General features: G+C 61.7%; 15 protein-coding genes. 11 read left to right on the top strand and 4 right to left on the bottom strand.

What is annotated here, in order from left to right:
• Positions 1-14: 14 nt before the first annotated feature.
• From NKH05_RS17560 to NKH05_RS17530, 7 genes are all read left to right on the top strand, one after another.
• Entirely contained in the window at positions 15-788 is a 774-nt protein-coding gene (locus tag NKH05_RS17560; RefSeq protein WP_023719544.1) for an enoyl-CoA hydratase, read from the top strand.
• 160 nt (positions 789-948) lie between these two features.
• The gene (gene rpsT / locus NKH05_RS17555) at positions 949-1,215 is read left to right on the top strand and encodes a 30S ribosomal protein S20 (protein WP_023676922.1); all 267 of its coding nucleotides are present in this window, start codon (positions 949-951) and stop codon (positions 1,213-1,215) included.
• An 838-nt stretch (positions 1,216-2,053) separates the two neighbouring features.
• A complete protein-coding gene (gene dnaA / locus NKH05_RS17550; RefSeq protein ID WP_031194174.1) occupies positions 2,054-3,601 on the top strand; it encodes a chromosomal replication initiator protein DnaA in 1,548 nt (515 codons plus the stop codon).
• A gap of 199 nt (positions 3,602-3,800) precedes the next feature.
• Positions 3,801-4,919: a DNA polymerase III subunit beta gene (dnaN, locus tag NKH05_RS17545; RefSeq protein WP_023719546.1), complete on the top strand. Its 1,119-nt coding sequence runs from the start codon at positions 3,801-3,803 to the stop codon at positions 4,917-4,919.
• A gap of 25 nt (positions 4,920-4,944) precedes the next feature.
• Positions 4,945-6,093 carry a DNA replication/repair protein RecF gene (recF, locus tag NKH05_RS17540; RefSeq protein WP_353025804.1) on the top strand — a complete coding sequence of 383 codons (1,149 nt, stop codon included), beginning with the start codon at positions 4,945-4,947 and terminating at the stop codon, positions 6,091-6,093.
• A 76-nt stretch (positions 6,094-6,169) separates the two neighbouring features.
• Positions 6,170-6,931, top strand: a complete 762-nt coding sequence (locus NKH05_RS17535) for a molybdopterin-synthase adenylyltransferase MoeB (RefSeq protein WP_353025803.1) — start codon at positions 6,170-6,172, stop codon at positions 6,929-6,931.
• Positions 6,928-7,416 carry a GNAT family N-acetyltransferase gene (locus NKH05_RS17530; RefSeq protein WP_352549140.1) on the top strand — a complete coding sequence of 163 codons (489 nt, stop codon included), beginning with the start codon at positions 6,928-6,930 and terminating at the stop codon, positions 7,414-7,416. The genes NKH05_RS17535 and NKH05_RS17530 overlap by 4 nt, the downstream gene beginning before the upstream one ends.
• Before the next feature lie 64 nt (positions 7,417-7,480).
• Here NKH05_RS17530 and NKH05_RS17525 read toward each other — a convergent pair whose 3' ends face one another.
• Positions 7,481-8,482, bottom strand: a complete 1,002-nt coding sequence (locus NKH05_RS17525; protein WP_023719550.1) for a 2-hydroxyacid dehydrogenase — start codon at positions 8,480-8,482, stop codon at positions 7,481-7,483.
• Positions 8,483-8,639: 157 nt separating this feature from the next.
• Between NKH05_RS17525 and NKH05_RS17520 the strand changes: the two genes are divergently transcribed.
• Positions 8,640-9,197, top strand: a complete 558-nt coding sequence (locus NKH05_RS17520) for an SH3 domain-containing protein (protein WP_023719551.1) — start codon at positions 8,640-8,642, stop codon at positions 9,195-9,197.
• An 82-nt stretch (positions 9,198-9,279) separates the two neighbouring features.
• On the opposite strand, the gene NKH05_RS17515 is transcribed toward NKH05_RS17520, so the two are convergent.
• Positions 9,280-9,639, bottom strand: a complete 360-nt coding sequence (locus tag NKH05_RS17515) for a DUF4260 domain-containing protein (RefSeq protein WP_023719552.1) — start codon at positions 9,637-9,639, stop codon at positions 9,280-9,282.
• Positions 9,640-9,649: 10 nt separating this feature from the next.
• The gene (gene irrA / locus NKH05_RS17510; RefSeq protein WP_023676913.1) at positions 9,650-10,081 is read right to left on the bottom strand and encodes an iron response transcriptional regulator IrrA; all 432 of its coding nucleotides are present in this window, start codon (positions 10,079-10,081) and stop codon (positions 9,650-9,652) included.
• Between the two features lie 240 nt (positions 10,082-10,321).
• Between irrA and fabA the strand changes: the two genes are divergently transcribed.
• The 3 genes from fabA to fabI all read left to right on the top strand — a co-directional run bounded on the left by fabA (position 10,322) and on the right by fabI (position 13,008).
• Positions 10,322-10,840 (top strand): 3-hydroxyacyl-[acyl-carrier-protein] dehydratase FabA, encoded by a 519-nt coding sequence (gene fabA / locus NKH05_RS17505; protein WP_352483234.1) that lies wholly within the window; start codon positions 10,322-10,324, stop codon positions 10,838-10,840.
• A gap of 121 nt (positions 10,841-10,961) precedes the next feature.
• Positions 10,962-12,182, top strand: coding sequence for a beta-ketoacyl-ACP synthase I (gene fabB, locus NKH05_RS17500; protein WP_023719554.1), 1,221 nt, complete (start codon positions 10,962-10,964; stop codon positions 12,180-12,182).
• Positions 12,183-12,195: 13 nt separating this feature from the next.
• Positions 12,196-13,008: an enoyl-ACP reductase FabI gene (fabI, locus tag NKH05_RS17495; protein ID WP_023719555.1), complete on the top strand. Its 813-nt coding sequence runs from the start codon at positions 12,196-12,198 to the stop codon at positions 13,006-13,008.
• A 36-nt stretch (positions 13,009-13,044) separates the two neighbouring features.
• Here the strand turns inward: fabI and NKH05_RS17490 are convergent, their stop codons facing one another.
• On the bottom strand, positions 13,045-14,058 hold the full coding sequence (locus NKH05_RS17490) for a class I SAM-dependent methyltransferase (protein WP_352493775.1): 1,014 nt from the start codon (positions 14,056-14,058) through the stop codon (positions 13,045-13,047).
• Between the last annotated feature and the right edge of the window lie 3 nt (positions 14,059-14,061).

The raw sequence follows: 14,061 nt of genomic DNA, 5'->3' as shown, positions 1-14,061 counted from the left end.
GAGGAGGAGCAAGCATGGGCTATGAAACCATCATCGTCGAGACCCGCGGCAAGGTCGGGCTGATTACGCTGAACCGGCCGCAAGCGCTCAATGCGCTGAATTCACAAGTGCTGGCGGAACTGGTTGCGTCGGTGAACAGCATGGGCGCAAATGCCGACATCGGCGCTATGGTCATCACTGGTTCGGAAAAGGCTTTCGCCGCAGGTGCCGATATCAAGGAAATGCAGTCGATCTCCTATGTGGATGCCTATCTGCAGGATTTCTTCGTCGGCTGGGAAGAATTTACGCGGGCACGAAAGCCGATCATCGCGGCGGTGGCGGGCTACGCTCTGGGCGGCGGCTGCGAACTGGCGATGATGTGCGATTTCATCATCGCCGCCGATACCGCCAAGTTTGGCCAACCCGAGATCACGCTGGGTGTCATGCCCGGCATGGGCGGATCGCAGCGCCTGACCCGCTTCGTCGGCAAGTCGAAGGCGATGGATATGTGCCTGACGGGGCGAATGATGGACGCAGCCGAGGCCGAGCGTTCCGGCCTGGTCTCGCGCGTCGTGCCAGCCGGCGAGTTGATCGAGGAAGCGCTTAAGGCAGCGGCCAAGATCGCCGGTTTTTCCCTGCCATCGGTGATGATGGCGAAGGAGGCCGTCAACCGCGCCTATGAGACGACGCTCACCGAGGGCCTGCGGTTCGAGCGCCGGCTGTTTCATTCGCTGTTTGCGCTGGACGACCAGAAGGAAGGCATGGCGGCCTTCACCGGCAAGCGGAAGCCGAATTTCACGAACCGATGAGATGACGAAGGCACCGGCCAAAAAGAACGCGCCGCAGCGTTGACGCGCCGGAAAAGCTGAACTATAAGCCGCACCTACCGAGGCGGCCCTGTGGCTGCCCGTTTGTTTTTTGCGCCCCGCGGTATCCCGCAAGCGCCCACCAGATCAGAAGAGAGGCACCATGGCCAATACCTCCTCGGCCAAAAAGGCAACGCGCAAGATCGCCCGTCGCGCAGCGATCAACAAGAACCGTCGCTCCCGCGTCCGGACCTACATCCGCCAGGTCGAAGAGGCGCTCGCGGCCGGCGACAAGGCGGCCGCACAGGCTGCCTTCAAGGTGGCCGAGCCGGAATTGATGCGGGCCGCGACCAAGGGTGTCGTGCACAAGAACACGGCATCGCGCAAGGTGTCGCGGCTGGCCCAACGGGTCAAGGTGCTGTCGGCCTAATATACCTTTTCCTGCACTGCGCTTCTTCAAACCCGGCCGATCGCGCCGGGTTTTTTCGTTTGCCGGCAAGTACTTAAAAGAAAGCCCGCAAAACGGCGCTCCGCGTACATTTCAAAGTTCGAAATGCTTTGCCGGCATATACATGCCCGCTGATATTCGCAGCCTTCGAAACCGCCAATGCGAAAATTTCCGAGCGTCACAGATTACCGTTTCTTTTCAGCAGTTTACAGATGGTGATCCACAGCTTGTTCACATCGGCTGCGGTCGATAGGCGACAATTGGCTGTCAAGTGAATTATTTCAGAAAATTTCGCGTTGTGTGGCCTTTTTCATATTCGCCGGAAAAGGGTTTGAATCACAATGGCTTTGTCAAAATCAACTGTTGCGGCATGGCGTCCGAACCGTCCCTTGCTAGTCAGATTCCTTAAAAATCCGTTAGGGGTGGCCTTGCTCTATCCACAGCGATTTCGGTAATGTCTGTCCATCGAAGGGACGGGCCCTTGGCCCTTGACCAGCCTGAAACCGGCCAGCTCAAATTGGCAGAGTTTACAACGCGGATTCAACTCCGCGGACGGGGTTGGTTTGTCTTTTTGATACGGTAGGGGACTGGCGTAATTGTACATGGCAGGTCGACGGTGCGCCGGCGTTTTTCGCCGGACGGCATTTTATTGCCCTGACATGACCAAGGCGGATCGGCACTTCGGCGCCGGACCGATAACGAGGCGATTCATCAGCCGGCGGTGGCGATGGTGTCGCAGCGAAGACACGGTCGCCGGAAACATGGATGCAGGAGGCGCATCCCCGGCGGAAAACAGGTACAAGAGACAAGGAACTCGATCATGCAGAGCGGCGGCATCGAAAGGGAGCTTACGGGCGACCTCCCATTTCCTGGAACGTTAATCGGAAGGAACGACATGGCGGCTTCCAATGAAGCTGAACAGAAGTTCGATCGGGTCAAGGCCCAGCTGAAGGCGCGTCTGGGAACCGAGGTCTATTCGAGCTGGTTCGGGCGCATGAAGGTCGCTGAATCCTCCAAGGGCATTGTCCGCATCTCGGTGCCAACCGCATTCCTGCGTTCATGGATCAACGGCCACTACCTCGATCTCATCGCCGAGTTGTGGAAGCACGAGGATCCGGAGATCCTCAAGATCGAGATCGTCGTTCGCACCGCCACACGCCAGGGCCGCAACAGCGTCGAGCCGGAAGTGGCCCCGGCACGCAAGATGACCAGGCAGACGCAAACCGCTCTCTCTGCGGGCACGGCGAGCCCCAGCAGGGTCGAGCGGGTCCCGGCACCCCGCCCAGGAATGCCGGCAGAGACAGAGTTCCGGCACAATGTGCTCGGTTCGCCGCTCGATCCACGCTACACTTTCACCTCCTTCATCGAGGGACCATCGAACCGAGTGGCTTTTGCCGCTGCCAAGGCGGTCGCGGAATCACAGTCGAGCGCGGTGCGCTTCAATCCGCTCTTTCTTCACGCGACGGTTGGGCTGGGCAAGACGCATCTGTTGCAGGCGATCGCCGCAGAATCGCTGAAGCAGAACCCGAAATCGCGGGTCGTCTATCTGACGGCTGAATATTTCATGTGGCGGTTCGCCACCGCGATTCGCGACAACAACGCACTGACGCTGAAAGAACAGCTTCGCGACATCGACCTTCTCATCATCGACGACATGCAGTTCCTGCAGGGCAAGTCGATCCAGCATGAATTCTGCCATTTGATCAACATGCTGCTCGACAGCGCCAAGCAAGTGGTGGTCGCTGCCGACCGGCCGCCGTCGGAATTGGAGTCGCTGGAGCCGCGCGTCCGCTCGCGCCTCAACGGCGGCGTCGCGCTGGAAATGTCGGCCCCGGATTTCGCCATGCGCATCGGTATGCTCAAGCTCAGGCTTGCCACCGCCAAGCTCGACGATGTGTCGCTCGATATTTCCGAAGAGATCCTCAATCACGTTGCCCGCACGGTGACCGGCAGCGGGCGCGAGCTCGAAGGTGCCTTCAACCAGCTTTTGTTTCGCCAATCCTTCGAACCGCAGATCACCATCGACCGCATCGACGAGATCCTTGGCCACATCTATCGTTCCGGCGAGCCGAAGCGGGTGCGTATCGAGGACATTCAGCGCATCGTCGCACGCCATTACAACGTGTCGAAGACTGAACTTCTGTCCAACCGGCGCACACGCACCATCGTCAAGCCACGGCAGGTCGCCATGTACCTGTCGAAGGTGATGACGCCGCGCTCGCTGCCGGAGATCGGGCGGCGTTTCGGCGGCCGTGACCATACGACGGTGCTGCATGCCGTGCGCAAGATCGAGGATCTTTCAGGCGTCGACAACACACTGGCGCAGGAACTCGAATTGCTGAGAAGGCTGATCAACGACCAGGCCTGACGGCGCGAAAAACGCCGGCTCGCGGACTTCGGCCTTTTTATCCCCAGAAAGCCCGTGCAGCCGGCCCGAACCGGTGGCGCGGGCTTGCGTTTGCCGGGTTTTTCCTGTCAGTTTACGCAGATTCTGAGCCTGTTCAGACCTTTCGCGGGGCGCCGCTTGCCGGAGACCCGTTCATTCATTCAAGCGAGCCTGTTTCGTCATGCGTGTTATCCTGGAACGGTCAAATCTCCTGAAGTCGCTCAACCATGTTCACCGCGTGGTCGAGCGGCGCAACACCATTCCGATCCTGTCGAACGTGCTGCTCAGCGCCGAGGGGGCCAGCCTTGAAATGAAGGCGACCGACCTCGACCTGGAGGTGACCGAAGCAACGCCGGCAAAGGTCGAGCGTGGCGGGGCGACGACGGTTCCGGCGCATCTGCTCTACGACATCGTGCGCAAGCTTGCCGACGGCGCGGAGGTGGCGCTGAAGACCGACGAAGACGGCAACGCCATGACGGTGACGTCGGGGCGCTCGAGCTTCCGCCTGCAGTGCCTGCCGCAGTCCGACTTTCCCGAGCTTTCAGCCGGGTCGTTCTCGCATATTTTCCGGCTCGATTCCCTCGGGCTAAAGGGCCTCATCGAGAAGACCCAGTTCGCCATCTCGACCGAGGAGACGCGCTATTATCTGAACGGCATCTATCTGCACACGCACGAGGCTGGCGGCAAGCTGAAGCTGCGCTCGGTCGCGACCGACGGCCATCGGCTGGCGCGCGCCGAGATCGACGCACCAGCGGGCTCCGAGGGCATGCCTGGCGTCATCATCCCGCGAAAGACGGTCAGCGAGTTGCAGAAGCTGGTCGACGACCCCGACATTGCGGTGACCACCGAGCTGTCGGACACCAAGATCCGTTTCACCATCGGCAGCGTCATCTTGACCTCCAAGCTGATCGACGGCACTTTCCCGGACTACCAGCGCGTCATTCCGACCGGCAACGACAAGAAGCTGATCATCGATCGTCAGAGTTTCGCCGCTGCCGTCGATCGCGTTTCGACCATTTCGTCCGAACGCGGCCGGGCTGTAAAGCTTTCGATCGCCGAAGGCCAGGTCACGCTTGCAGTCAACAATCCGGATTCAGGCAGCGCCACCGAAGAACTGGCAGCCGACTATTCGTCCGATCCGATCGAAATCGGCTTCAACGCCAAATACCTGCTCGACGTTGCCGCGCAACTGACCGGCACGGAGGCGAAGTTCATGCTGGCGGATGCCGGATCCCCGACACTGATCCACGACATGGCCGACGAGACCGCGCTCTACGTGTTGATGCCGATGCGGGTGTAGGGCCCGAACGAGGCCATCTGCTGTCGTGACCAGATTTGCAAACCCGCGGCAGACTTACATAAGTAAGCTTACACTTACGAATTTCCGCAATTATGCGGCGTTGGCAATCGACCTTGATCCCGGTGCTGTGGTTTTCTCCGGCGACAATGGCGCCGGCAAGACCAATCTGCTTGAAGCGATCTCGCTGTTCACGCCAGGCCGCGGCCTGCGCCGCGCACCCTATGCCGAGGTGGCGCGCGAAGGCGGCGACGGTGGCTTTGCGCTGCATGCCCGGCTTGACGGGCCGGACGGCCAGGTCGAGATCGGTACCGGGATTGCAGGCAGCGACAGCGAAGGCGGCAGGCGGGTGCGGATCAACGGCGCGGCGGCGCGCTCAGCCGAAGACATGCTGGAATGGCTGCGCGTGGTCTGGCTGACACCGGCCATGGACGGCCTGTTCCCCGGGCCAGCCGCCGACCGTCGGCGCTTCCTCGACCGACTGGTGCTGGCGATCGACCCCGGCCACGGCCAGCGCGCGCTTGACTACGAAAAGGCAATGCGCGGCCGCAACAGGCTGCTCGCCGACGGTTCGCGCGACGGTGCCTGGTTCGATGCCATCGAGATGCAAATGGCGGAGACCGGCGTGGCAATTGCCGCGGCGCGTGCCGAACTGGTGCGCCTGCTCGCCGCCATGATCGACCGTCTGCCCGGCGACGGACCGTTTCCGCAAGCCGACATCGGCATCTCGGGGGAACTGGAAGGCGAAGTCGGCATTTCGCCGGCCGTCGACGTCGAGGAACGGTTCCGTCGTGCGCTTGCCCAAGGGCGCGACCGTGACCGCACCGCCGGACGCACGCTCGACGGCCCGCACCGTTCCGATCTCGTGGTGCGCCACCGGCCCAAGGCAATGCCGGCCGAACTCTGCTCGACCGGCGAGCAGAAGGCGCTGCTGGTCGGCATTGTCTTGTCGCATGCACGGCTAACCGGCGAGATGTCGGGCATGACGCCGATCCTGCTGCTCGACGAGATCGCCGCCCATCTCGACGGCGGCCGGCGCGCGGCCTTGTTCTCGATCCTGGAGGAGCTGAACTGCCAGGCTTTCATGACCGGGACCGATGCCGCGTTGTTTGACAGCCTCAAGGGACGCGCGCAGTTCCTGACCGTCGATCACGGCAAGGTCAGGCCGACCATCTGAACTTCGTCCATGACGCATTTCTGAGCCGCATGCATTGACGCCTGACAAGTTTTTTCCTCCGTTATATGGTCCGGCGATGATCACAGCCGCCCTCACCGACGAAGAGCTCGAACGCTACGCCCGCCACATCGTGCTGCCCGAAATCGGCGGCGCCGGCCAGCAGCGGCTAAAGCGAGCGCGGGTGCTGGTCATCGGCGCCGGCGGGTTGGGAGCGCCGGTGCTCGAATATCTCGCCGCCGCAGGGATTGGCACACTCGGTATCGTCGACGACGACATCGTTTCGCTTTCCAACCTGCAACGACAAGTGATCCACGCCACGGGCGATGTCGGCATGGCGAAAACCGAAAGCGCCAAGGCGGCGATCATCCGCATCAATCCAAACGTCGTCGTGGAAGAGCACAATTTCAGGCTGACCGCGGACAACGCCCCTGCCCTCATCGCCGATTATGACATCGTCGTTGACGGCTCCGACAATTTCGAGACGCGCTACGCCGTGGCCGACGCCTGCGCCGCCGAAAGCCGGCCGCTCGTCCATGCCGCCGTTGGCCGCTTCGACGGCTCGGTCACGGTGCTGAAGCCGTTCGAAACCGGTCCGGACGGCACGTTGAACCCAAGCTACCGCGATCTTTTTCCCGAAGCGCCGCCGCCGGGACTGGTGCCGTCCTGCGCGGTGGCCGGCATTGTCGGCGCGCTGAGCGGGGTCATCGGCACGCTGCAAGCCATGGAGGCAATCAAGCTGATCACCGGGATTGGCGAGCCGCTGGTCGGGCGACTGCTGCTCTATGATGCACTGGCGGCACGCTTCGACACGATCCGCTACAAGCGAACTAGCCGGTGAGCCTGCCTGCCGACGTTTCCATTGTGCAGCTTGCGGCCGACTTCGATCGTTGGGACGAGGTCTTGGCACTGGTCATGCGCGCCTTCGCCTTCATGGAAGACGTTATTGATCCGCCGTCCTCGGCGCATCGGCTCACTGTCGAAAATCTTAGGGCTAAAGCGCTGGAGGAGACAGGATTCCTGGCGCTGAAGGAAAGCGAGATCGTCGGTTGCGTCTTCATCCTGGAGCGGGCAGACGACCTCTATGTCGGAAAGCTCGCGGTTGTGCCGGCTCTTCAGGGACAAGGCATCGGAAAGCGGCTGATGCAGGCTGTCGAAGATCTTGCCCGTAGCCACAACCGGGCCGCCATCGAGCTCCAGACCCGGGTCGAACTGACCGGAAACCACGCTGCCTTCGCCCGCCTCGGCTTTCGCGAAACCGAACGGACAGCGCACAAGGGCTACGACCGGCCGACCTCAATCACCATGCGCAAGGCGCTTTCGTAAGCCAACACTATCCAAAGACGAACGCGTGGTTGCCGCGGCAAGGCCATGCCGGCATGATGGCAGGTCACGCCCGCAGCGGCAGCACGCGGTCGGGCGGACGATGGCCATCGAAGAAGGCGCGGATGTTGATGATCACCTTCTCACCCATGTCGATGCGGCCTTCGAGCGTCGCCGAGCCCATATGCGGCAACAGCACGACCTTGCCTTTGTGGGCGAGCTTCAGAAGCTTGCTGTTCAGCGCCGGCTCGTGCTCGTAGACGTCGAGGCCGGCGCCGGCGATCTTGCCGTCATGGATGAGCTTGACCAGCGATTCCTCATCGATGATATCGCCGCGCGCGGTGTTGACTATGTAAGCGGACGGTTGCAGAAGCGCCAGCCGCCGCGCCGAAAGCAGGTGGAAGGTTGCCGGTGTCGATGGGCAATTGACCGAGATAATGTCCATACGGGCAAGCATCTGGTCGAGGCTTTCCCAATATGTGGCTTCCAACTCGTCCTCGATTGCCGGCAGCACGCGGTGGCGGTTGTGGTAGTGGATCGAGAGGCCAAAGGCCTTGGCGCGCCTGGCGACGGCGGTGCCGATGCGACCCATGCCGACAATGCCGAGCCGTTTGCCCCAGATGCGACGGCCGAGCATCCAGGTCGGCGACCAGCCCGCCCATTTCTTGTCCCCGGTCAGCACGTTGGCGCCTTCGGCCAGCCGTCGCGGCACGGCCAGCATCAGCGCCATGGTCATGTCGGCCGTATCTTCGGTCAGCACGTTCGGCGTATTGGTGACGGTGATGCCTTTCTTGGCCGCTGCCGCAACGTCGATCTTGTCGACGCCATTGCCGAAATTGGCGATCAGCTTGAGCTTGTCGCCGGCTTGGGCAATCAGCGCCGCGTCGATATTATCGGTCACGGTCGGCACCAGCACGTCAGCCTCCTTGACCGCCGCCACCAGTTCCGGCTGCGTCATCGGCCTGTCCTCGACATTCAACCGGGCGTCGAACAACTCGCGCATGCGGGTCTCGACCGGGTCGGGCAACTTGCGCGTGATGACGACGAGGGGCTTCTTTTTGCCTGCCATTGTTTCCTCGAACCCGATCTCGTTGAGACCTCTTTAACCAAGAACGGCGAAACTGAGAGCCGATCGCGGTACCGGTCATCCATGTAACAAGTGGTTCCGCCGAAGACAAAGAAAAAGGGGCGCGAAGGCCGATGGGCCGGCGCCGAAAGGAACGAAAGTGTCTGGTTTCGCGTCGCTCCGCCTGACCCTCAGTGCAGCATTCCTCGGCGCTCTCATCCATAGCCCACTGGTGATGGCGCAAAGTGCCGCGGCCCCCGCCCAGAGCGTCACGCTCGGACCAAGCGGCTTGCCGCTGCCGCGCTTCGTCAGCCTGAAATCCGGCCGCGTCAACTCGCGCGTCGGGCCGGGCGTCAACTATTCCGTCGATTGGATGTACATGAAACCAGGCCTGCCGATGGAGATCATCCAGGAGTTCGATACATGGCGCCGCGTGCGCGATGCCGACGGCTCGGAAGGCTGGATCAATCAGTCGCTGCTTTCGGGCCGCCGCACGGCGATCGTCGCCCCCTGGCAGCGCGGCAAGGACGCCCGCATCAACCTCCTCGACGACCCGGCAAAAGATGCAAGCGTCATCGCGATCCTCGAACCGGGGGTGATGGGCACGATCAAGTCCTGCGATGGCCAATGGTGCGAAATGACCTTCGACGGCCATACCGGCTGGCTCGCCCAGTCGCTCGTCTGGGGCGCCTATCCCGGCGAAAAGGTCAAGAACTGACGCTTCCGAACCGGAGGTCAGGCCAGCGCTGCAAGCACCGGATCCGGCATTTTGTTTCGCTGTTCTTCAATTCGGGGATGATCTAGCCGCCGATGCGGCCGAGATGGGTATCCTGGAAACTGCTCGACAGCTTCAAGCCATAGCCCAGGGCGCGGTCGATGGCGATGTGGGCGATCCAGATCAGCGCAACGGATGTCGCCAATGCATTGTCAAAGACGCTGCCGAAAAGCGCCAGCAGAACGGGCAAGACCAGTATGTGCAAGGTGTTGTAGGCGACGGCCCCGACGCGCGGCCCGGCCATGTAACCCAGGATCGACAGGTCGGGCGCCAGGACGAGCACTGCAAATAGCCACCAGGAAGCACCGGCCATTGCATAGAAGACAAGAGCCGCCACCGCGACGGCGACCCATTCGAGCCGGAGCGTCAAATCCAGGAAATTCATAAGGCGCCGGTCAGTCGCAGCGTTTCGGACGCAGTCTCACCACGATATCGACATTGGCGATCTCCATGCCTTCCGGCGGTTCCGGCAGGTTGGAAACCGTCACCGGGCCGCTGTCGATATCGAAGATCCTGTTTTCGCCCTCGATATAGAAATGATGGTGATCGGAGGTGTTGGTGTCGAAATAGGTCTTCGATCCCTCGACGGCAAGGATGCGCAAAAGGCCAGCCTGGGTGAACTGGTGCAGAGCATTGTAGACGGTGGCCAGAGACACCGGCACGCCGGCGGCAAGCGCTTCCTCGTGCAGTTCCTCGGCCGAAAGGTGGCGGTCGCCCTTGGCGAAAAGCAGATCGGCCAGCGCGATACGCTGGCGTGTCGGCCTGAGACCGGCTTCGCGAACCCGCTTGTCCACAGCGACATTATCCTTCCGGCAACCCAGATCCATCTATCCGTCGCGCCCACAGTTCCGTCTCAGACACGTCCAAAATGGCAGAAATAGAGCATCTGCCGAAATTGGACGTGTCCTGACATATATTCTGTCGGCCGAATGCGATCAATAGCGCGCATTGACCCGGGCAGACGGGCAGGTTAAGCGCAAACGCCGGTTTCCGGCCTGAAACAGATTGTGTTAGGAAACCACCAGCATGGGCGCCTATCGCCCGGGACGATCACGGGGACGAGATTGATGGCGGGTTCGAAATCCAGCTACGGTTACGAGGAATTGCTTGCCTGCGCCCGCGGCGAGCTGTTCGGACCGGGAAATGCGCAACTGCCCTATCCGCCGATGCTGATGTTCGACCGCATCACCGAGATCAGCGAAACCGGCGGTGCGTTCGACAAGGGTTTCATCCGCGCAGAATTCGATATCAAGCCGGATTTGTGGTTTTTCGCCTGCCATTTCATCGGCAATCCGATCATGCCGGGATGCCTGGGCCTGGACGCCATGTGGCAGTTGACGGGTTTCTACCTTGGATGGCTCGGCGAACCAGGCAAGGGAATGGCGCTGTCGACAGGTGAGGTGAGATTCAAAGGCATGGTCACGCCTTCGGTCAAGAAGGTGGAGTATGGCGTCGACTTCAAGCGAGTGATGCGCGGTCGGCTTGTGCTTGGCATCGCCGATGGCTGGCTGAAGGCAGATGGCGAGCCCATATATGCGGCAACGGATCTGAAGGTCGGTCTGTCCAAGCAATCGGCCGCCGGCTGAGCGAAGACCAACAGTGCCACGTCTTGGACATCTAAAGGACGCTGTAGCACTTTAATTTGCGCATGGTTCCGTTCCGGAAACTTAATCAGGTTTCGGAGGTCCGTGCTGGAAGGAGTTGCGAATGAGACGGGTCGTAGTCACAGGTCTCGGCATCGTGTCGTCGATCGGCAACAATGCCAACGAGGTGCAGGCCTCCTTGCATGATGCCAGGTCCGGCATCAGCTTTTCCGACTCTTTCGCCGAGCATGGCTTCCGTTGCCGGGTGTGGGGAGCGCCGACGCTGGATCCGTCGGGAATGATCGACCGTCGCGCCATGCGCTTCCTGTCGCAAGGTGCTGCTTGGAACCATGTCGCGATGGACCAGGCGATCGCAGACGCCGGCCTCGACGAGACCGACATCACCAACGAGCGCACCGGCATCGTAATGGGCTCCGGCGGACCGTCGACCCGTGCAATCGTCGAAGCGGCCGAGACGACGATCAAAAACGGCAGCCCCAAGCGGATCGGCCCGTTCGCGGTGCCAAAAGCGATGTCGTCGACCGCTTCAGCGACGCTTGCCACTTGGTTCAAGATCCACGGCGTCAACTATTCGATCTCATCGGCCTGCTCGACGTCAGCGCATTGCATCGGCAATGGCTACGAGCTGATCCAGTGGGGGAAGCAGGACATCGTCTTCGCCGGCGGTCATGAGGATCTCGACTGGACGATGTCGGATCTGTTCGATGCCATGGGCGCCATGTCGTCCAAGTTCAACGACAGGGCATCAGTCGCCTCGCGCGCCTACGACGTCGATCGCGACGGTTTCGTCATTGCCGGCGGCGCCGGCGTGCTGATTCTTGAAGAGCTCGAGCATGCCAAGGCACGCGGCGCCAAGATCTATGCCGAGATCGTCGGCTATGGCGCCACCTCCGACGGCTACGACATGGTGGCGCCGTCGGGCGAAGGCGCGGCTCGCTGCATGAAGCAGGCGCTCGCAACGGTGTCCTCGCCGGTCGACTATATTAATACGCACGGCACTTCGACGCCGGTCGGCGACTCCAAGGAAATGGGCGCCATCCGCGAGGTGTTCGGCGAGAAGATGCCTTTCATCACGTCGACCAAATCGCTGACCGGTCATTCGCTGGGTGCGGCCGGCGTGCAGGAATCGATCTACTCGATCCTGATGATGCAAGGCGGCTTTATCGGCGAGAGCGCCCACATTGACAACCTCGATCCGGAATTCGAAGGCATGCCGATCGTGCGCAAGCGCATCGACGAAGCCAGGATCGACACCGTTTTGTCCAATTCGTTCGGTTTCGGTGGCACCAACGCTACGCTGATTTTCCAGCGCTATTCCGCATAAGGATTTGCCGACCATGGACGGATTGATGAAGGGCAAGCGCGGGCTTGTCATGGGCGTCGCCAACGATCATTCGATCGCCTGGGGCATCGCCCGCAAACTGTCCGAACATGGCGCGGATCTCGCCTTCACCTATCAGGGTGAGGCCTTCGGGCGCCGCGTCAAGCCGCTCGCCGAGAAACTGGGCGCATCGCTGGTGGTACCTTGCGACGTCGAGGACAGCGCATCGGTCGCCGCGACTTTCGAGACTTTGGGCAAGGCGTGGGGCGGGCTGGATTTCGTCGTCCATGCCATCGGCTTTTCCGACAAGAACGAGCTGAAAGGCCTCTACGCCGACACCAGCCGCGACAACTTCATCCGCACCATGGTGATCTCCTGCTACTCCTTCACCGAGGTCGCCCGTCACGCCGCCACGTTGATGAAGGATAGCGGTTCGATGATCACGCTGACCTATGCCGGTTCGGTCCGCGTCATGCCGAACTACAACGTCATGGGCGTCGCCAAGGCCGGGCTGGAGGCCAGCGTCCGCTATCTAGCCAACGACTACGGCCCGCGCGGCATCAGGGTGAACGGCATATCGGCTGGACCGGTGCGGACGCTTGCCGGCGCCGGGATTTCCGACGCACGCCACATGTTCTCCTACCAGCAGCGCAACTCGCCGCTACGCCGCACGGTGACAATCGACGAAGTCGGCGGCTCAGCGCTCTATCTGCTGTCCGATCTGTCCTCCGGCGTCACCGGCGAAATCCACTATGTCGATTCCGGCTATCACATCGTGTCCATGCCGACGCTTGACGAGTTGAAGCAAACCGACGGCGGGCGGGAATAGCGCGAGCGACGTGTCGCCGGCTTGCCCCGCAGCGTTTCAGCGTCGCGCCGAGAAGACCTTGAACATGCCGTCGCGGGCGAGCTCCGCATGGCTGGAGAAGGCGGCCGCCAGCACCGGTTCGTAGGGAAGCTGACGGTTCGCCACCATGAACAGCCGGCCGCCCGGCTTCAGCGCCTTGCCTGCCGCGCGGATCATGCCGGCACCGATTTCGGGCTCAGTCGCCCGGCTGCGGTGAAAGGGCGGGTTCATGGCGATCACATCGTAGCGGTGCTCGACCGGCTCGCTCAAAAGATCTATCCAGAAGAAACGTGGCTCCAGGCCTGTGTTGCCGACATTGACCTTCGCCGCCTCCAGCGCCTCGAAATCCGCTTCGTAAAGGTCAAGCGCCGATATGCCGGGTGAGCGGGCGGCGACCTCGGCGGCGACATAGCCCCAACCGGCACAGAAATCCGCAACGCTGCCACGCAGATCGTTGGGCAGATTTTCGACCAGCAGCTTCGATCCGGCATCGATCTTGTCGAACGAAAACATGCCTGGGGCCGTGCGGAAGCGGTCCTCGACCACCAAGTCCGGATTGGCGGCGCGAAGCGTTGCCGCGGCAACGGTATCGGCCGGCCGGCGAAACCAGAAGGCAATGCCGTGATGCTTCGGCAGGTGGCCTTCGGGCGGCACAAGGGCGCCGACATGCTTGCGCAGGCTGGCGATACCATCGTCCTTACCGCCGGCGACGACGATCAACCCGCCTGATGCCACGTGCTCGATCGCTTCTGCGACGCGCACCTCGTTTTGTCCGCGATGGCGGCCAGCGAGCACTAGCGCCGCGTCGAAAGCCTTGCCTTCCACTTGCGGCGTGACGGTGAAGCCGGACGCCTGCAAGGCGCGAAAATGCGGCCTGAAGCCTTGGACGAGATGAAGCTTGGCATCGAAGCCTTCGAGCAAGCGAAAGCCGGGCTCGGCACCGAGAAAAAGAATACGTTCATCCTTTCGCGGCAGGGAAACGGTCCCGGCCTCGAAAGGATGGAAAAGCGTCTTCAGCGGCTCGGCGGACATTCA

The sequence above is a fragment of the Mesorhizobium sp. M1399 genome (assembly GCF_040317735.1).
Taxonomy (GTDB): domain Bacteria; phylum Pseudomonadota; class Alphaproteobacteria; order Rhizobiales; family Rhizobiaceae; genus Mesorhizobium.
The sequence above is the reverse complement of the archived record's forward strand: the minus strand, read 5'-3'. Positions and strand labels throughout refer to the sequence as shown.

Excerpts from the sequence above, each read along its gene's own strand:
- dnaN (WP_023719546.1), top strand. The coding sequence starts at position 3,801 with ATGCGTGTTATCCTGGAACGGTCAAATCTCCTGAAGTCGCTCAACCAT.
- fabB (WP_023719554.1), top strand. The coding sequence starts at position 10,962 with ATGAGACGGGTCGTAGTCACAGGTCTCGGCATCGTGTCGTCGATCGGC.
- irrA (WP_023676913.1), bottom strand. The coding sequence starts at position 10,081 with ATGGATCTGGGTTGCCGGAAGGATAATGTCGCTGTGGACAAGCGGGTT.
- NKH05_RS17560 (WP_023719544.1), top strand. The coding sequence starts at position 15 with ATGGGCTATGAAACCATCATCGTCGAGACCCGCGGCAAGGTCGGGCTG.
- rpsT (WP_023676922.1), top strand. The coding sequence starts at position 949 with ATGGCCAATACCTCCTCGGCCAAAAAGGCAACGCGCAAGATCGCCCGT.
- dnaA (WP_031194174.1), top strand. The coding sequence starts at position 2,054 with ATGCAGAGCGGCGGCATCGAAAGGGAGCTTACGGGCGACCTCCCATTT.
- NKH05_RS17535 (WP_353025803.1), top strand. The coding sequence starts at position 6,170 with ATGATCACAGCCGCCCTCACCGACGAAGAGCTCGAACGCTACGCCCGC.
- NKH05_RS17490 (WP_352493775.1), bottom strand. The coding sequence starts at position 14,058 with ATGTCCGCCGAGCCGCTGAAGACGCTTTTCCATCCTTTCGAGGCCGGG.
- NKH05_RS17515 (WP_023719552.1), bottom strand. The coding sequence starts at position 9,639 with ATGAATTTCCTGGATTTGACGCTCCGGCTCGAATGGGTCGCCGTCGCG.
- fabA (WP_352483234.1), top strand. The coding sequence starts at position 10,322 with ATGGCGGGTTCGAAATCCAGCTACGGTTACGAGGAATTGCTTGCCTGC.
- NKH05_RS17525 (WP_023719550.1), bottom strand. The coding sequence starts at position 8,482 with ATGGCAGGCAAAAAGAAGCCCCTCGTCGTCATCACGCGCAAGTTGCCC.
- fabI (WP_023719555.1), top strand. The coding sequence starts at position 12,196 with ATGGACGGATTGATGAAGGGCAAGCGCGGGCTTGTCATGGGCGTCGCC.